The organism is Actinacidiphila sp. bgisy167, from assembly GCF_057707665.1.
On sequence record NZ_JBYIQP010000047.1, the window covers coordinates 1 to 17,003 of the forward strand.

Annotated in this window: 18 protein-coding genes; 8 read left to right on the plus strand and 10 right to left on the minus strand. The window is 74.2% G+C overall.

The window, feature by feature from the left end:
• A partial coding sequence (locus tag AC3ET4_RS18650) for an FAD-binding protein (RefSeq protein ID WP_431950797.1) occupies positions 1–412 on the minus strand: 412 nt, incomplete at its 3' end.
• 76 nt (positions 413–488) lie between these two features.
• On the opposite strand from AC3ET4_RS18650, the gene AC3ET4_RS18655 reads away from it, so the two are divergent.
• Together AC3ET4_RS18655 and AC3ET4_RS18660 are read left to right on the plus strand one after the other, a co-directional pair.
• A complete protein-coding gene (locus tag AC3ET4_RS18655; protein ID WP_431950738.1) occupies positions 489–1,088 on the plus strand; it encodes a TetR/AcrR family transcriptional regulator in 600 nt (199 codons plus the stop codon).
• Between the two features lie 23 nt (positions 1,089–1,111).
• Positions 1,112–2,701: a glycerol-3-phosphate dehydrogenase/oxidase gene (locus AC3ET4_RS18660; RefSeq protein WP_431950740.1), complete on the plus strand. Its 1,590-nt coding sequence runs from the start codon at positions 1,112–1,114 to the stop codon at positions 2,699–2,701.
• A gap of 77 nt (positions 2,702–2,778) precedes the next feature.
• On the opposite strand, the gene AC3ET4_RS18665 is transcribed toward AC3ET4_RS18660, so the two are convergent.
• Positions 2,779–3,603 (minus strand): serine hydrolase, encoded by an 825-nt coding sequence (locus AC3ET4_RS18665; RefSeq protein WP_431950742.1) that lies wholly within the window; start codon positions 3,601–3,603, stop codon positions 2,779–2,781.
• Positions 3,604–4,380: 777 nt separating this feature from the next.
• Between AC3ET4_RS18665 and AC3ET4_RS18670 the strand changes: the two genes are divergently transcribed.
• A complete protein-coding gene (locus tag AC3ET4_RS18670; RefSeq protein WP_431950744.1) occupies positions 4,381–4,920 on the plus strand; it encodes an ArsR/SmtB family transcription factor in 540 nt (179 codons plus the stop codon).
• The gene (locus AC3ET4_RS18675) at positions 4,917–6,203 is read left to right on the plus strand and encodes an MFS transporter (protein WP_431950746.1); all 1,287 of its coding nucleotides are present in this window, start codon (positions 4,917–4,919) and stop codon (positions 6,201–6,203) included. The genes AC3ET4_RS18670 and AC3ET4_RS18675 overlap by 4 nt, the downstream gene beginning before the upstream one ends.
• 194 nt (positions 6,204–6,397) lie before the next feature.
• Here AC3ET4_RS18675 and AC3ET4_RS18680 read toward each other — a convergent pair whose 3' ends face one another.
• The 6 genes from AC3ET4_RS18680 to alr all read right to left on the minus strand — a co-directional run bounded on the left by AC3ET4_RS18680 (position 6,398) and on the right by alr (position 11,154).
• On the minus strand, positions 6,398–6,577 hold the full coding sequence (locus tag AC3ET4_RS18680; protein WP_431950748.1) for a hypothetical protein: 180 nt from the start codon (positions 6,575–6,577) through the stop codon (positions 6,398–6,400).
• Positions 6,578–6,814: 237 nt separating this feature from the next.
• On the minus strand, positions 6,815–7,462 hold the full coding sequence (locus AC3ET4_RS18685) for a response regulator (protein WP_431950750.1): 648 nt from the start codon (positions 7,460–7,462) through the stop codon (positions 6,815–6,817).
• The gene (locus tag AC3ET4_RS18690) at positions 7,459–8,697 is read right to left on the minus strand and encodes a sensor histidine kinase (RefSeq protein WP_431950752.1); all 1,239 of its coding nucleotides are present in this window, start codon (positions 8,695–8,697) and stop codon (positions 7,459–7,461) included. Before AC3ET4_RS18690 ends, AC3ET4_RS18685 begins: the two co-directional genes overlap by 4 nt.
• Positions 8,694–8,969, minus strand: coding sequence for a hypothetical protein (locus AC3ET4_RS18695; protein ID WP_431950754.1), 276 nt, complete (start codon positions 8,967–8,969; stop codon positions 8,694–8,696). Before AC3ET4_RS18695 ends, AC3ET4_RS18690 begins: the two co-directional genes overlap by 4 nt.
• Complete coding sequence (locus AC3ET4_RS18700) at positions 8,966–9,979, minus strand: D-alanine--D-alanine ligase family protein (RefSeq protein ID WP_431950756.1); 1,014 nt, start codon at positions 9,977–9,979, stop codon at positions 8,966–8,968. The genes AC3ET4_RS18695 and AC3ET4_RS18700 overlap by 4 nt, the downstream gene beginning before the upstream one ends.
• Positions 9,976–11,154: an alanine racemase gene (gene alr / locus AC3ET4_RS18705; RefSeq protein WP_431950758.1), complete on the minus strand. Its 1,179-nt coding sequence runs from the start codon at positions 11,152–11,154 to the stop codon at positions 9,976–9,978. The genes AC3ET4_RS18700 and alr overlap by 4 nt, the downstream gene beginning before the upstream one ends.
• Before the next feature lie 497 nt (positions 11,155–11,651).
• Here alr and AC3ET4_RS18710 point away from each other — a divergent pair, with 497 nt between their 5' ends.
• A complete protein-coding gene (locus AC3ET4_RS18710; RefSeq protein ID WP_431950759.1) occupies positions 11,652–12,653 on the plus strand; it encodes a helix-turn-helix domain-containing protein in 1,002 nt (333 codons plus the stop codon).
• Between the two features lie 46 nt (positions 12,654–12,699).
• Here the strand turns inward: AC3ET4_RS18710 and AC3ET4_RS18715 are convergent, their stop codons facing one another.
• Positions 12,700–14,067: an MFS transporter gene (locus AC3ET4_RS18715; RefSeq protein WP_431950799.1), complete on the minus strand. Its 1,368-nt coding sequence runs from the start codon at positions 14,065–14,067 to the stop codon at positions 12,700–12,702.
• Positions 14,068–14,385: 318 nt separating this feature from the next.
• Positions 14,386–14,793 (minus strand): hypothetical protein, encoded by a 408-nt coding sequence (locus tag AC3ET4_RS18720; RefSeq protein ID WP_431950761.1) that lies wholly within the window; start codon positions 14,791–14,793, stop codon positions 14,386–14,388.
• 554 nt (positions 14,794–15,347) lie between these two features.
• Between AC3ET4_RS18720 and AC3ET4_RS18725 the strand changes: the two genes are divergently transcribed.
• The 3 genes from AC3ET4_RS18725 to AC3ET4_RS18735 all read left to right on the plus strand — a co-directional run bounded on the left by AC3ET4_RS18725 (position 15,348) and on the right by AC3ET4_RS18735 (position 17,002).
• Positions 15,348–16,061 carry an STAS domain-containing protein gene (locus AC3ET4_RS18725; RefSeq protein WP_431950763.1) on the plus strand — a complete coding sequence of 238 codons (714 nt, stop codon included), beginning with the start codon at positions 15,348–15,350 and terminating at the stop codon, positions 16,059–16,061.
• Positions 16,062–16,127: 66 nt separating this feature from the next.
• The gene (locus AC3ET4_RS18730) at positions 16,128–16,379 is read left to right on the plus strand and encodes a DUF5133 domain-containing protein (RefSeq protein ID WP_431950765.1); all 252 of its coding nucleotides are present in this window, start codon (positions 16,128–16,130) and stop codon (positions 16,377–16,379) included.
• Between the two features lie 125 nt (positions 16,380–16,504).
• Positions 16,505–17,002, plus strand: coding sequence for a GAF domain-containing protein (locus tag AC3ET4_RS18735; RefSeq protein WP_431950767.1), 498 nt, complete (start codon positions 16,505–16,507; stop codon positions 17,000–17,002).
• The last annotated feature ends 1 nt before the right edge of the window (position 17,003 follow it).

Genomic DNA, 17,003 nt, shown 5'->3' on the forward strand with positions numbered 1-17,003 from the left:
CTAGGCCGCCGACGACACTGGTGCCGCCGCCGAAGGGGACGACGGCGAGGCCGTGGTCCGCGCAGACCGCGAGGACGGCGAGGACCTCGTCGTGGCCGGCGGGCAGCACGACGGCCGCCGGGGTGCCGCCGACGTCCCCGGCACGGCTGCGCAGCAGGTCGGGGGTGGACTTGCCGCGCGTGTGGCGGATCCGGCTCTCGGCGTCCACGCGCACGTGGGCCGGGTCGCCCACGCAGCCGACGAGGTCCCGAAGGGCCTTCGCGGTGAGCGGGGACGGGGGAACGGTGATGTCCGCCAGCGCCACCGGCCCGGCGTCACGGGGCCGCACCCCCAGCAGGTCCCGCAGCAGGCCGACGACGGCGTCGGGCAGCGGGGCCGCCTCGGCCGGATCGCCCCAGCCGCTCCACATCATGTCCACGGGCTCGTCCTCACCGGTCGGTTCCGGGGTTTCCGTCTCGTGCGGCAGCACGGGCATTACACTGTGACAGATGACGCCTCTTCGTCACAACACTTGGACGGCGGATCCGGTGCTCGACACGGTCCGCGACTGCGTCCTGGCCGTCGGCGTCCGCCGCACCACCCTGACCGACGTGGCCCGCAGGGCCGGCGTCTCCCGGATGACGCTCTACCGGCGCTGGCCCGACGTCCGCACGCTCGTCGGCGACCTGATGACCCGCGAGTGGGTGTCGGTGGCCCTGGCGGCGATGCCCGAACGGCGCGAGGGCGGCAGCGCCCGGGCGCATCTGGTGGAGGGGCTGGTGACGGGGGTGCGCGCCTTCCGCGCCCACCCGTTGTTCGTCAAGATCCTCGACGTCGACCCCGATCTGCTCCTGCCCTATGTGCTGGACCGCCGGGGCGCCAGCCAGGACGCGCTGCTGGAGCTCGTCGCCGGTGTCCTCGAGGAGGGCCACACCGACGGCTCGGTCCGCCCCGGGCACCTCGTGCGGCAGGCCCGTTCCGTGCTGCTGATCGTCCAGTCGTTCACGCTCTCGCTGCGCACCATGACCGAGGAGGACGAGCCCGGCCTGACCTCCGAGGCCTTCCTCGGGGAGCTGCGGGACATCCTGGAGAGGACCCTCGCCCCATGAGCCCCATGAGCCCCATGAGCCCCATGAGCCCTACGAGCCCCACGAGCAGCCCGGCCCCCTCCCCCGCGTCCTCGCTCACCTCCGTGCGGCGCGCCCGCGAGCTCGCGGAACTCACCGCCGGCGTGCCGGTGGACGTCCTCGTCGTCGGCCTCGGGGCCACCGGCGCGGGGACGGCCCTCGACGCGGCGTCCCGCGGGCTGTCGGTCGCCGCGATCGACGCCCACGACCTGGCCTTCGGCACCTCCCGGTGGAGCTCCAAGCTGATCCACGGCGGCCTGCGCTACCTCGCCGCGGGCCGGCTGGACGTCGCGTACGAGAGCGCGGTGGAGCGCGGCGTGCTGATGCGGCGCACCGCCCCGCACCTCGTCCGCCCGCAACCCTTCGTACTGCCGCTGACCCCGCTCGTCTCGCACCGCCAGGCCGCGCAGGCGTGGTCCGGCTTATGGGCCGGAGACGCGCTGCGCCTGTCGGCGCGGACGGCGCGGGCCACACTCCCCGGACCGCGCCGGCTGTCCGCGGCGGAGACCCGGCACCTCGCGCCGGCGCTGCGTACCGCCGGACTCCGCGGCGGCCTGCTGTCCTGGGACGGGAGACTCGCAGACGACGCCCGGCTCGTGACCGCCATCGCCCGGACCGCGGCGGCGCACGGGGCGCGGATCCTGACGCGTGTGCGCGCGCTCTCGCTCAGCGGCTCGGGCGCCGTCGTCCGCGACGAGCTGACCGGCGAGGAACACACGATCCGGGCCCGCGCGGTGGTCAACGCCTCCGGCGTGTGGGCGGGCGGTCTCGTCGACGGCCTACGGCTGCGGCCGTCCCGCGGCACGCACCTGGTGCTGCGCCCCGACAGCCTCGGTGGTTCCGGCGGCCTCGGCGGCCTGCCCGCGGGTCTGCACATCCCGATCCCCGGCGAGTCCCACCGCTTCGCACTCGTCCTGCCGCAGGGGGACGGACGGGTGTACATCGGGCTGACCGACGAGCCGGTCGACGGCGCCCTCCCCGATGTACCCGAAGCACCCGAGACGGACATCGGTTTCCTGCTCGACGTGCTCGGCACAGCACTCGAGGTCTCCGTCCGCAGGTCCGACGTGGTGGGGGCGTTCGCGGGGCTGCGGCCACTGCTCGACCCCTCCGCCGACGGGACGGGCCGCACCGCCGACATCTCGCGCAAGCACGCGGTGCTCACCTCCGGTGAGGGAGTGGTGACCGTCGTCGGCGGCAAACTCACGACGTACCGCCGCATGGCCGAGGACGCCGTCGACGCGGTCGTCTCGGCCCGCGGGCTCCGCGCCGGACCCTGCCGCACCGCGTCGCTCCCGCTCGTGGGAGCCGCCGCGCCGCGGCTGCTCACCGGGCTCAAGGCCCCGCGCCGTCTGGTGCGGCGCTACAGCACCGAGGCGCCCGCCGTGCACGCCCTCGGAGACGCCGACCCCGCCCTGCGCAGACCGGTCGTCCCCGGCCATCCCGTCACGCACGCCGAACTGGTGTGGGCCGTGCGCCACGAGGGCGCGCTCGACACCGGTGACCTCCTCGACCGGCGCACCCGCATCGGACTCGTCCCCGCCGACCGCGAGGCGGCGTCGCGGGCCGCCGAGGAGGCACTCTCCCGGGCGTGAACCCGTCGTTCCCGCGTCACGTGCCGCGGCGCTGCCGGGGTCGCCGCCTGTCCGGCGACCAGGCGGCGCGGGGGCCCTCAGGCCGCGTCGACGTCCCGGTGGATCACGCGCGAGACGTTCTCGACGGTGGCGATGCCGGAGGCCATCGTCGGGTCGTCGTCGGTGAGGACGGCGATGCTGTAGTCGTGCCCGCCGCCGGTGAAGACGCCCAGGCTGTGCACCCGCCAGCCGTGGGTGGCGCGGGAGAGCCAGCCGTTCTTGACGTGGACGACCGCGGTGCCCGGGGCGCCCGCGGGGGTGCCCCAGCGCTGGGAGGGGACGACCTCGTTCATCAACTGGAGGGCGTAGGCGCGCGATGTGTCGCCGAGCACGGCGTTCGGAGCCGTGAGCAGGTCCAGGAGCTTCTGCTCGTCCCCGGCGGTGATCTGGGTGAGGCCCCAGGTCCCGCCGGAGCCCGGCACGGTGTGGTTCATCCCGGCGGCGGCCAGGAAAGAGCTGATCTTGGCGACGCCGAGCTGCTTCCACAGCGCGGTGGTGGCGTCGTTGTCCGACCGCGTGATCATGGCCGTCGCGAGCCGGGTCTCGTCGGGGGTGAGGTCGCGGTGGTGCTGCTGGGCGTCCCGCAGGAGCGTCGCGAGTACGGTGACCTTGACCGTGCTGGCGGAGTCGAAGTGCTGGTCCGCGCGCAGCGTGCACGACGTGCCGGTCGTGCGGTCGTGCAGGGAGACGGCGGTACGGGCGGTGCCGCCCTCCAGCGCCTTCGTGATGTCCCGCTGCAGTTCCGAGGCCAGCCCGGGCGCCGCCGAGCGGCAGCTCACCTGGGGCGCTACGGGGGCGGCCTCCGCTGTGGCGGCTCCCGCGGCCACCGGGACCGCCACAGCCGCGAGGACCGCGGCCGCCATGCCCCGCCGGGATATGCGCGTATGACCCATGCCACGTGGTCGACCCATGTCACTCCGTTCATCGGGTTGTCGCCGGTCGTGCTGACTGCCCAGTGTGGGCGGGCGGTTGGACGGGACGGAATGTGACGTCGGCTACGTCCGGCCGGGGCGGTGCGGGCTCCTGTGGGCCCCGGCGCGGTCAGGCGCCCGGGCGGCCCGGCGGTGCGCCGGGGCACGACTCGCGGCCGCGGCCGCGGGGCGGCGTACCGGTGTTCCGCGGTGCTGTCACGGCGGGCGAAGCCCCCGATCCCCAGCGTGTTCCGTGGTGCTGACGGTCGGTCGACGCCGCCGGGGCCGCGGCCACGGGTCGCCGCCGCAGCCGGAGAGCGTGAGTGTCGCCCGGTTCGCCGGCGACCTGGGGACGGGTCCCGCGCGCAGGCCGGCAGGCTCGTCCGAACCGTGGCGATATGCCCGGGATGTGAGGAAGATCGCACCCGCCCCGCCGCCTCCGGGTCGGCGGCCCTGCCGCAGCGCCCCCGCAGACCGATGGCCCTCGGTCGCTCCCTCCCCGCGGCCGCACGACCGCATTGGGCAAGGCCGTCGTGCCGCGCCGGCCGGCTGCCCGGGGCCGGTTGCCGCAAGCGGCAGGCAGGACGGCCGCCGTTCCGTGCGCACATGAGGGTATGCGGGCGGGCCGGGGCCGACGCCCCCTACCCGCCGCACCGGCATTCCAGGGCGTTCCGGCAGTCCGCGCGAAATGCGCTTGGCAAATGGTCAAGATTCGTTGACCATTGCTCCATGCCAACCGACGATCTTCCCGAGGCGTTCCACGTCACCACGGACGAGCAGTTGCGCGCCGTCTCCAATCTCACCCGTCACCGGATCATGGCTGTGCTCCGCTTCGAGCCCGCGACGATCACGCAGATCGCCGAGCGCGTGGGCCTAGCCAAGGGCAGTTCCAGCTACCACGTACGGCTGCTCGAGCGGGCCGGCCTGGTCAAGGTGGTCCGGACCCGGAAGGTCCGGGGGGTCACCGAGCGGTACTACGCCATGGCCGCGCGGTCGATCGTGCTGCCGGATCCGGGCGAGGGAGGCCCCGATGTGCTGATGCGGAACGCGGTGGCGGATCTGGAAGCAGCGCCGGTGGACGGCGAACGGCACGTGCGGATGGCGCATCTGCGGCTCACCGATGAGCAGTTCGCGCAGTTGGGGGCGCGGCTCGAGGCATTGGCCGACGAGTACCGGGAGCTGTCCGATCCGTCGCTGCCGGACGCGTCACTCGTCTTCGCCCTGTTCCACCCGGCGTCGCGCACGCAGGCCGGAGGTGACGCCACATGACCTCGGACGAGCTCAAGCTGCCGACCGAATTCGGGCGGCTGTGGACCGCGCAGACGGTGTCCTCGCTCGGGGACGGGGTGTCGCATGCCGCGCTGCCGCTGCTCGCGTTGGCCTTGACGCGGGATCCCATCGCCCTCGCCGTCGTCACGGCGGCCGGAACACTGCCGTGGCTGCTCTTCGGGGTGCTCGGCGGTGCGCTGGTGGACCGCTGGGACCGCAGGCGCACGATGTGGGTCACGGACGCCGCACGTGCGGTGCTCCTCGTGATACCGGCGGCAGCCGCGGCGCTCGACCTGCTGAGCATCCCGCTGCTCGCAGCAGTCGCCTTCCTCCTCGGCCTCGGCGGGCTCTTCTTCGACACGGCCGCCACGGCCTATCTGCCGGATCTGCTCGGTCGCGTCCCCGCACTCCTGGAGCGCGCCAACTCCCGCCTGCGCGGCGCCCAGACCGCCGCGTCCGGCTTCGCCGGGCCGCCCGCGGGCAGTGCCCTGCTCGCGCTCGGGCGGGCGGTTCCGCTGCTCGCCGACGCCGTCTCGTTCGCCCTCTCCGCGCTCCTCATCCGCTCGCTGCCTGCCGCACCCCGGCCCGTACCGCAGGCCCGTGAGTCGCTGCTGCGGCAGGCACGGGCCGGTGCCTCGTACGTGTTCCGGGACCCGTTGCTGCTCGGGCTCGCGCTGCGTCCGGCGGTCGGGAACATCGCCTTCCTCGCCGTGGAGACCGTACTCGCCCTGTTCGCGCACGACCGTCTCGGAATCGGCGCCCTCGGCTTCGGTCTGCTCCTCACGGCCGAGGCCACCGGCGGTCTGCTCGGCGCGGGCATCGCCTCCTCCGTAGGCCGGCGACTCGGCACCGGCGCCGCGCTGACCTGCACGGCGGCAGTCGAGGGACTCGCGGTCCTGGGCCTTGCCGCCGCCCCCGACCCGTACGTCGCGGGCCTCGCGCTCGCCGTCTGCGGAGCGGGTATGGGCGCCACGATGGTGCTAGGCCCCTCCCTCCGCCAAGCGATCGTGCCCGCGCACCTGATGGGCCGGGTCGCCTCCACCTCCCGCATGCTCGCCATGTGCGCCGCCCCGTTCGGCGCCTTCCTCGGCGGCTGGCTGGCCACCGTGCACGACGTGCGCACCCCGCTCTTCGCCGCCTCCGGCCTCCTCCTGACCATGACCACCGTCACGGCGACCATGACCGGCAACCGCCGCATCGAGGCGGCGCTGCGGGCCGCCGCCCCGGCCGATGATCCCGGTCACCCGGAATCCCGCGGTCCCCTCAAGGAGCGTGTCGGCTAGGGCTCCGCGAGGTCGTCGCCCTGACGCCCGATGTCGTGCGGCCGCTCCGGCACGCACACCATGAGCGCATCCCGATCCACCGTGCCCTGCGCCGGAGCAGCGACGTCGTCGACGGCGGGACGCAACTGCGGGACGGGCGCCCGGCGTCCGGGTGCCGGCGCGTCACCTCCCGTGCCCCCTGAGCCGGTCGTCCCTCATGCCGCCTTCGCCGACGGGTCCGTCTCTGACGCATGGCGGACGGCGGTGGCGGCGGGCTGGGGGACGGCCGGCTCGCGCCTCATCAGGTCGTCGCCCGCGCCGAGGACGGCGACCTCGAGGGCGGTCTGCGCGTAGACCCGGGCCGAGCGGATGAGCCGGTGCATGAGAGAGGACATCGCAAGCCTCCTGGGCGGGTGGAAGGTGGAAGGCTGACCCCCGCGGCCCGGTGCGGGCGGGCCGCTGAGCCGGCTCGGGTGCGGACCGTCGCGGGGTCGGACCGTGCGGCGATCTCATGACAGCCACGCTACGGCGCTTCCCCGTGCCGACGCTTCGGGCGGAAGTACGACCCTGATCCAGGGTCACTCCGACTTTCGGTCGAGTGCCGGATCTCCACCTCGGGACCTGCCGGGCGGCTACCGTTCCACGAGCCCGGAGCGCCACGCCCACAGGGCGATCTCGACGCGGTTGCGGGCGGAGAGCTTGTTCTGGACGTTTCCGAGGTGCGTCTTGACCGTTCCCAGGGACACGAAGAGCGCGGCCCCTATCTCCGCGTTGGTCAGGCCCTCGGCGACGAGACGGACGACCTCGGTCTCCCGTGCGGACAGACCCGCTCCCGACGGGACGAGGGTGCGCGGCGGCCGCAGGCCCTTCAGCAGGCGGATCGTGATCGCCGGGCTGACCAGGGCCTCCCCGGAGTACGCCGCGCGCACCGCCTCGGTGAGCAGGGCCGGGCCGGAGTCCTTGAGGAGGAATCCGCAGGCGCCGCTGTTCAGGGCCTCGTACACATACTCGTCGTCGTCGAAGGTGGTGACGACGACGACCTTCGGAGAGGTCGTGGAGCCGGGCCGGTTGAGTTCGCGCAGCGCCTGCAGCCCGTCCATCCGCGGCATGCGGATGTCCATGAGGACGACGTCGGGTGCGAGCGCGCGGGACATCTCCAGGGCCCGGACGCCGTCGTCGGCCTCCCCGACCACCTCGATGTCGTCCTCAGCGCCGAGGATCAGCGAGAAGCCGGTGCGGACCATGGCCTGGTCGTCGGCCAGCAGGACGCGAATGGTCACCGGGCTCCTCCGGTCGGTATGTGTGCCCGTACGGTCCAGCCCTTCGGGCTGTTCGGGCCAGCGCTGAAGGAGCCGCCGAGCGCCGCCGCCCGCTCCCGCAGACCCTTGAGGCCGTAGCCGCCGTCCGGCGCGCGGCCTTCCCTTCCACGGTCGCGGCCGTCCCGGCGGGGACCGTCGTCGGAGACTTCGACCGTCACGACGTCGGGCCTGTCCTCGCGGCGGACCAGGATGTCCAGCGACCGGGCGTCGCCGGCGTGCTTGCGCACATTGGTCAGCGCCTCCATGACCACCCGGTGCACGGCCGACTGCACGTCGATGGGGACCGTGTCGACCTCCCCCTCGATGCTCAGCCTCACCTCCAGACCGCTGTCGGAGGTGAAGTGACCGGCAAGGGAGGCGATGTCCGCGATCGTGCCCGTCGGCGCGAACCGGACGTGGGCGTCGGGTTCCCGCAGCAGGGTGACCATGCGGCGGATGGCGGTCATGGCCTCCTCGCCGGCCGCCTCGATGCGCTCGAGGGCCGGGAGCACGGCCTGCGGCTTGCTCGCCGCCACGGCCCGGGCCGCCTGGGCCAGCACGACCATGCCCGTGACGTGGTGGGCGACGTAGTCGTGCAGATCGGACGCGATGGCCGTCCGCTGCGCCTGCTGGGCCGCGAGCACCTGCCGCTGGCGGTCGGTCTGGAACAAGCGCAGGGACAGACCCGAGGCAGCGGCGATGACGCAGCCCAGCGCCACTACCAGCGCGAGGACCAGCGCCTCTTTCCGGTAGTCCAGCCGGGCGGGCTGCAGCAGCAGGCCCGCCGACAGGAGCGGGACCGCCAGGGCGGCGCGCACGGGCTCCGCCCGCCACGCGACCAGTCCGACCAGGACGGTGCCCACGGCGGTGGGAGTGAAGCCGAAGGGCAGGAGGTTGTAGGCGTCCGGCGGCGCGACGAGCACCAAGAGCACCAGGCCCGCCCCCAGGACCGCGGCGAAGGCGCCCAGCGCCTGGGCCTCCATCTTCGGCATGATCACGGCCACGGCCAGCGCCACCACCACGACGGGCAGCCGGTCAACTTCCATCGTCACGTCCAGGGTTCCCAGCACCACCAGCGCGGTGAGGGCCGCCAGCCACCCGACACCCCGCACCAGCCGCCCGAGGAGGCCGACCGCCCGGTTCCGCGCGTTCCCGTCCTCTCCGCTTCCGCTCGCCGCCCGGGCGGCGGCCGCTGCGGGCGCCCTGTCCGGTGTCACCGATCCGCCTCGGAGTCTCGGCGTCCCCTCCCCGCGTCCCCGGCCGGACCGGCGGCGCCGGGGCGCGCGGCGGTCGGCGGTTCCGCCGCCGTGCGGTCCGTGGGGTCCGTGCGGTCGGTTTCCGCGCCCAGCACCACCACGTCGAGGACGGCCTGGGCGTAGACCTGGGCGATCCGCAACGCGCGCTGCACCGCGTGGCCCTCGGAGGCGCCGCCGTGGCCGGCCGGGGAAGAGGCGGCTTCGTGGTCGCCGCCGCTGTGCTGACCGCTCACCGTCGTCCCTGCTCGGCTGCCGCATCCGGGGCGAGGGCGCCGCGGACGAGTTCGTCGAGCAGCGCGGGGTACGCCAGCCCCTGGTGCGCGAACATCTTGGGGACCTGGGACTGCGCGGTCATGCCGGGCATGGTGTTGACCTCGTTGAGGACGGGGCCCCGCGCGGTGAGGAAGAAGTCGCAGCGCGCCACCCCGCGGCAGCCCAGCGCCGCGAAGAGGGCGAGGGAGGCGTCGACCAGCGCGTCGTGCTCCTCGGCGGACAGCGGGGCGGGGATCACGAAGCGCGCTCCGCCGTCGTACTTCTGCTCGGTGTCGAAGAGGCGTCCGTCCTCCAGAAGGATCTCCAGCGGGGGCCCCACCACCAGACTGCCGTCCGCGCGCCGCAGTACGGCGAGGTCCACCTCCCGGCCGGCGACCAGATCCTCGATCAGGACCCTGTCGTCGATCCGGAGCGCGGCGGCCACCGCCGGGGCGAGGTCCGCCTCGTCGGTGACGAGGGACACACCGTGGCTGGAGCCGGCGGCCACGGGTTTGACGACGACCGGGTGGTCGAAACGCACCTCGTGCGCGTTGTCGGCGGTGACCAGGAAGCCCGGGGCGACGGAGATGCCCACCGCCTCCGCCACCAGTTTCGTCGCCCACTTGTCCATGGCGAGGGCGCCGGCCCGGACCCCGGAACCGACATAGGGAATCTCCGCCAGGTCCAGCAGCGCCGCCAGCGTGCCGTCCTCGCCGAGCGGGCCGTGCAGCGCCGGGAAGACGACGTCGCAGCCGCCCAGCACCACGAGTGCCGCGGACAGGCTCGCCGCGGCGGAGTCCGCGAGCGGTTGCCCGGCGGCGTCCCGCCACAGCCCGTCGCGTCCTATGGTGAGCGCCACGACGTCGTAGACGGCCGGATCGAGCGCCGAGCGGACGGACACCGCGGACGCCAGCGAGACCTCGTGCTCGGCGCTTCGGCCGCCGCCGAGCACGGCGACGCGGACGCGGGGGGTGTTTCCGAAGGCGGTCATGCGGTCTCCTCCGCGTGGTGCACAGTGCGGCGCAGGCGGGTGCCCAGGCCGGTCACGATCTCGTGTTCCAGCGTCCCGGACCACCCGGCCCAGTCCCGGACGGTGGGCTCGCCTCCGTCGCCCGTGCCGAAGACGGTGGCGACGTCGCCGAGCGCGGCCGCGTGCTCGCCGCAGTCCACGATCACCTGGTCCATGGAGACCTGGCCCACCACGGGGCAGCGGCGACCGCCGAGAAGCACCTCGGCGCGGCCGGATGCCGCACGGGGAAGGCCGTCCGCGTATCCGACGGGGAGCAGGGCCAGGTTGGTGCGCCGCGGGGCGGTCCACGCGTGCCCGTAACCGGCCCCGGCGCCGGCCGGCACCGTGCGCACCGACACCACGGGCGCGCGGAGCGTCAGTGCCGGGCGGAGCCGGGTCGTGCGCGTCGGGTCGATTCCGTAGAGGCCGGCGCCGACGCGGCAGAGGTCGAAGCGGGTCCGCGGGTCGGTGAGGGTCGCCGAGGTGGCGGCGAGATGGCGGACGGCCGGTCGCAGTCCGGCCCGTGCCGCGGCGTTCGACGCTTCCCGGAAGAGCGCGAGGGCGCGGTCGGTGCACGGGTCCCCCGGGGTGTCCGCGCAGCCGAGGTGGCCCATCACGCCGATCACCCGGACCAGGCCGGCGCGCTCCGCCTCGCGGGCCTGCTGGCACAGCTCGGCCCACTGCCCGGGGGCCGCACCGTCCCGCGCCATGCCCGTGTCCAGGTGCAGATGCACCCGTGCCGTGCGTCCTGCCCGGCTCGCGGCGCTCGCCACCGCGGCCAGGTGCTCCTGGCCGGGGACGGCCACGGAGACATCGGCCCGCAGGGCCTCCTCGAAGGCGGCATCCACCGGGTTGAGCCAGCTCAGGATCGGCACACGGAAGCCCTCGGTCCTGAGGGACATCGCCTCCTCGACGGAGGTGACACCGAGGGATGTCGCGCCCGCGCCCAGTGCCGCCCTGGCCGCGTCGGCCGCGCCGTGTCCAAAGCCGTCGGCTTTCACCACCGCCATCAGGCGGGCCGCACGGGCGGCGAGCAGGCGGGTGTTCCCGGCGATCGCTGCCAGGTCGACCGTCAGTTCCGGTCCCGCCGTGCCCCCGGGCGGCGGGGGCGGGTCGACGGTGCGGACGACGGAGGCCGCCAGTGGTGCGCAGGGCATGAGAAGTCCTTCGGGTGACGCGGTCGATCCGCCGCCGTGGAGGCGCGGCCGACACGAGGCGTCACGGAGGTGGGGGTGGAACGCGACCCCACGCCGCAATCCGCGCCGACAGCCCGGGCCGACGGCCGGAGCGGTGCGGGCGGGTCCGGTGTGCCACGTGGAGCTCATGACAAGCACGTTACGAAGCACGGAATGCCGCCCGCTTCGGGCGGAAGTCGGAACCCATCGCGTCACCCTACGACTTTCGGCCGACGTTCAGCGACCCCGTCCACGCGAGGGGCCGGGCGCTCCTCGGCCGTCCGACGCTCGCGCCCACATCGGCAGGGCGAAGCCGCTGTGGTGCGGTTTTCTGCGGATGAACCGCAGTGTTTCGCCGTGCGGGCCGCCTGCGACGGAAAGGGGACTACGGTGCAGATGCCGGTTCCCGGCCACCTGGGGGTCGCTACAGCGATGCTCCGGGACGTCTTCGTGATGATTCTCACTGACACGGAGGCATCGTGATCAAGACATTCCGCACCGACGCCCACCCACCCGGCGAGCGAGAGGAGTACTGGGCCGAGGCGGTCCGCCATGCCGCCACCCGGCTCGAAGTCCGGCCCCGCGACGACGCCGCCATCTACGGTTCCGCCTGGGCGGCATCGGTCGGGGACATCCACATCGGCCGTGTCGAAGCAGGCCCCCAGCGCATGGCCCGGACCCGGACGATCATCGCCAACGAGGCCGAGGCCCCCCTGCTTCTCAGCCTCCAGGAGGCGGGCAGCAGCGTCGTCGACCAAGGCGGACGGGAGACCCTTCTCACTTCGGGGTGCCTGGCCATGTTCGACGCGCGACGGCCCTTCCTGCGGGACTTCCCCGGTCACTACCGCCAGAGCATCGCTGCCGTCCCCTTCGAGATGCTGGACGTCCCCGGCTCGTGTCTGGCCAAGATCATCGGCCGGGTGTATCCCCCCACGCACCATGTCGGGGGAATCCTCGCCTCCTTCGTGAGCCGGCTCGCCGCGGCGGCGGAGTCCGGCGACTGCCTGCCGGGCACGGAACAGCACCTGCAGCGGGGCATCATCGACGTGCTCACCGCGCTGGCCGCGCACGAGGGGCGGCTGCACACGGACGTCACGCCGACTGCCGCGGAAACCCGGAGGCTGCTCGTCCGGGACTACATCACAGCGCACCTGCAGCGGCCGGACCTCAGCCCGGCCATGATCGCCGCCGCTCACCGGATGTCCGTGCGCTCCCTGCACAAGCTGTTCCAGGACGAGGAGACGACCGTCAGCCGGTGGATCAACCGCGAGCGGCTGGAAGCCTGCCGGAAGGATCTGGCGCGTCCCGACATGGCCGGGGTGACGGTGGAGGCGATCGCGCTGAGATGGGGCTTCGCCAGCCCCGCACACTTCAACCGGAGCTTCCGTGCCGCCTACGGCGTGCCCCCCGGCGAGTGGCGCCGCACTGCCGGTGCCCGGCCTGCCGAGCGCCGTGGCAGCGGGCCGCGACGGCACGCATGACCGTGGGCCGCGACGGCACTCCACCTGTCGGCGGGCACCGGTCACGTCACGAGCGGTCCTGGCGCACCACGCCATCGGCCGGCGAACGCGCGGACCGCCGCACGTCGGCGTCGGCCGTCGCTTCGGCGCGGGTGAGTGCGGCGTTCCTGGTGTCGGGCATGAGGACATAGGTGACGAGGGAGACCAGGGCGCACGCCGACACGTACCAGAAAAAGGCCCTCTCGTGTCCCGCCTCCTTGAACCACAGGGCCACGTACTCCGCCGTCCCGCCGAACAGTGCGTTGGCGATCGCGTACGGCAGCGCCACGCCCAGCGCCCGTACACGGGTCGGGAAGAGCTCGGCCTTCACGGCGGCGTTGATCGAGGTGTAGCCCGTGACGATGACCAGCGCCAGAAGCGAGAGCCCCAGCGCGGACCAGTACGAGCCGGCCGTGCCGAGCGCCGTCATGATCGGGTAGGTGCCGAGCGTGCACCCCGCGGCGAAGGTGATGAGCAGCGGCCGGCGGCCGATCCGGTCGGACAGCGCCCCGGCGGGCGGCTGGAGCAGCGCGAAGACGAGCAGCGCGGTGAAGCTGACCAGGGTGGCGGTGTTCCTGGCCATGCCCGCAGTGCCGACGAGGTACTTGGTGAGGTACGTGGTGTACGTGTAGTACGCCACCGTGCCACCCAAGGTGAGCGCCATGACCAGCAGAGCCTGGCGCCGGTGCCGCCACAGCAGGCGGAGCGAACCGCGGGCGCTGTCCGGCGCGCCGGCCTCCTCCGCGAAGGCGTCGGTCTCCTCGAGCCGGCGCCGGATCCAGAAGACCACCACCGCGAAGACCGCGCCCAGCAGGAAGGGGACGCGCCACCCCCAGTCGTGCAACTGGTCCACGGTGAGCAGATGCTGAAGGCTGATCAGGATGACGAGCCCCAGCAGTTGGCCGACCGTCATCGACACGTACTGGAAGGACGAGCCGAGACCGCGCCGAGTGCGGTCGGACGCCTCGGTCAGGTAGGTCGCGCTGGCCGCGTACTCGCCGCCGATACTCATGCCCTGCAGCAGCCGGGCGAAGAGCAGGACGAGCGCGCCGGCGTACCCGGCCTGGGCGTACGTCGGGGCGACCGCGATCAGGAGGGCTGCCGCCGACATCATGGTGACGGTGAGGGTCAGCGCGCTCTTGCGGCCGTGGCGGTCGGCCGCCCGGCCCAGCACCCATCCGCCGACGGGGCGCATGAGGAAGCCGACCGCGAAGATGCCCGCGGTGTTCATCAACTGCGTGGTCGGATTGCCGCCGGGGAAGAAGGCGTCGGCGAAGTAGAGGGCGAAGCTGGCGTAGACGAACCAGTCGTACCACTCGACGAGATTGCCGAGTGATCCTCCCACGAGGGCGAGGCGGCGCTTGCCGCGTTCCCCGGCGGCGGGGGGTGCGGGCATGGCGGAGGCGGGCGGCATCGGCGGCTCCCGTGGGAAAGTCCCTGGTGGGGGGCGGGCGAAGGACCCAGGGGCTGATGGGCCCGCGCCTCGCCCGGACAGGGCGCGGCGCCCGAGATCCAACGTCCCGCCGGGATGCGGGGTTACGGCACTACCGCGGAACGGTTGACGCCGTCGCCCGGCCTCCGGGTCGGGGCCGGCGCACTGCCGCGGGACGGGGTGCGGGCGGGCCCCACGGTGATCCCGCGCTCGTCCGCTGCGGCTGCGGCATCGACTGCGGCGACGGCGGTGGGAGTGGGGGTGCGGACGCCGGGCGGGCGGTCAGATCCTGACGCTCCGCTCCGTGTGGGCGCCGTAGCCGTCGGCCCAGCCGAGGACGAGCCGCCGGAACTCCGTGTGGGTGATCATGCGCGTCGTATTGCCCGCGGAGCCGCACTGGGCGCCGATCTCCCTGCCCCGGCCGTCGCGCCGGCCGTCGTCGGTGGCGAGGAAGACGCACCCCGGGTCGTCCACCTCCTTGGTGACGAGGGCGTCGACGATCCAGCCGCGCCCGGCCCGGTGGACGGTGATCACGGCCTGGCCGACACGCCCCGAGTCGTGCACGGCGAGCCGGACGCTGCGGCCTCCGTCGCGTTGCGTGTGCCAGCCGTCCGCGGCCCGCGCGGTGGGCGCCGCGGCCACCAGCATCGCCGCGGACAGGACGGACACAGCGGCAGGGCTGACACGCATGACGGCCTCCATCACAGTTGCGGCGGCCACCGGTCGGCGGCCCGCGCTCATCGAAACCCCTTTACCCGCCTCGGTCCGCGGCGCGGCACGCCGGGCGGGCCCCTGATCACTCCGCTGGCGGTTCCGCCCAGCGTTGCGCACCGCCGTGCCGTTGCCACCGAACCACGGCCTTGCGAGTGGGCCGACGACGGCGCCGCCTGAGACGACCGGGGTGACGACCGGTCAGGTGACGCCCCCGTACATTCCCGCGGTGAGGGGTCGTCGCTCGGGAGAGGTCCAGGCACCGCCGTCCCGGTCGCACGCCCGCTCGGGGACGCCCCTGGCCGACCCGCGGTACCGACCGCCGGCGCGCGGCACTCCGGCGCCTCGCGACGCGCGGGAGAGGGCTCCCCGGCGCACCGGACGCCAACCCACCCGTCTGCGCATATCATGCCGATGTCACCCTTTTGCCCTGTGATGTCCCTGTGGCCGCCGGGCGTCGTTCATGTCTTCCCACCACTCCACACCGAGGTGGTGCACGCACCGGCGAGCAGCGAAAGTGCAGGAGGTACGGCATGTCGGACAACCTTCCCGATCTGCGGGTGCACTCCGTCCCGGCGGACGCCGGACCCAGCAGGCGGCACGAGTCCCCCGCACGCCTGACCATCCTGCTCAGTCCCCGCGGCACCGCGCGCACCGAAGCCGTCCTGATCGGGGAGCTCGACGCCCGGAGCGCGCCGGAATTGCGCCGCGCCCTGTTCGCCGCGCTGGAGGGGGGAGACGGCCTCGACCTGGACCTGCGCGACGTCACCGGCTGCGACGGCGCGGGGCTGAACGCCCTGCTGGAGCTGCGCAACCGTGCCATGGCCGCGCACCGGACGCTGACCGTGACCGCCACCAGCGACACCGTCGTGCGGTTGCTCGACCTCACCGGCAACCGCGGGGCGCTCACCCCGTCCCGCCCGTCGGCCCGGCGGCTCGGCGCGGACGTCCGGCGCCTGCACACCGCTGTGTGCCAGGCCCTGCTGGACGCGGGGCTCCCGCTCACCCGGCACGGCGACGAGGACCGCCCCGCCGTGGAGGCGGGGCCCCGCGGTGTGGTCGTGCGCTGGGACACCCTGCTCGGCACCGGCGCGGCGGCGGCGCCTCCGACGGCCGGGGCGCACCGCCGTCCCCTCCACAAGCCGGTGCTGGACGCCTTGGCCCTCGCCGGCTTCCGCGGTGTCGAGGACAGCACGGCCACCCGCGAGATCATCGTCACCGCCCTGCCGGAGCGGACCCGCCGCTGATTCCCGTCGCGCACGGCTGCGTGCCCGGACGAAGTCCGGGTAGGCGGCAGCCAGGTACACCGTGCCGTGATCCGATGCCCCGCCCCACAGGAGGACGACGTGCTGCTGGCCCACCCCGCCGTGCTGAGCGATCTGGTCGACCGCTACGAGACGCTCAGGCTGCTGGACCCCGCGGACCCCGAGGTACGGCGCCGGATGGCGGACGTCTCGTACACGCTGTGCGTGGCCACCGGCATGCGGGACGTCGACGCGGCGCTGGCCGCGGCGCGGCTGCGTCTGCCCGAGGCGCGCCCGGAGGGCGACTCGGTGCCCGCCTGACGGGGTGCTCCCGCGTCCCGCGCCGGCGTCGGCCCCGGTGCGGGGCCGCGCCCCGCACCCGAGGACCGGCACGCCGGCGGCGACGCCCGTGACGGCTCGCTGACGCCGCATCAGGACGTCTCACCATGTTCCCCGGCGCCGGCGCCCTCCCGGGCGGCCTCCAGGCACTCGCCGCGGCCCGAGCCTCACCGCGGCACGCCGCCCGCGGGGCGGGCGGGACCGCGGGACTGGCGGCGCGGGCCGAGCGGATCGGCTTCGTCGAGGGCGCGGAGTGGGCGGAGGACGCGGTCGGCACCAACGCGCCCGGCACCGCGGTCGCGCTGGGACGGCCCCTGCAGATCTACGCGGGCGAGCACTTCATCCGTCCGGTGCACCCGTGGAGCTGCTCGGCGGCCCCGGTGCGCGACCCGGACACCGGTGCGGTCATCGGCGTGATCGACCTGACCGGCGGCGACCATATCGCGGCGCCGCACGCCCTGGCCCTGGTGCGGGCCACCGTGGCGGCGGCGGAGGCCGAACTGCGGCTGCTGCGGCTGCGCGGCGTGCTCCCCGCGACCCCGCGCCGGGGGCGAAGGCCGCGGGGGCGCGGCTGGAGGTACTGGCACGCGACCGGGCACTGCTGAC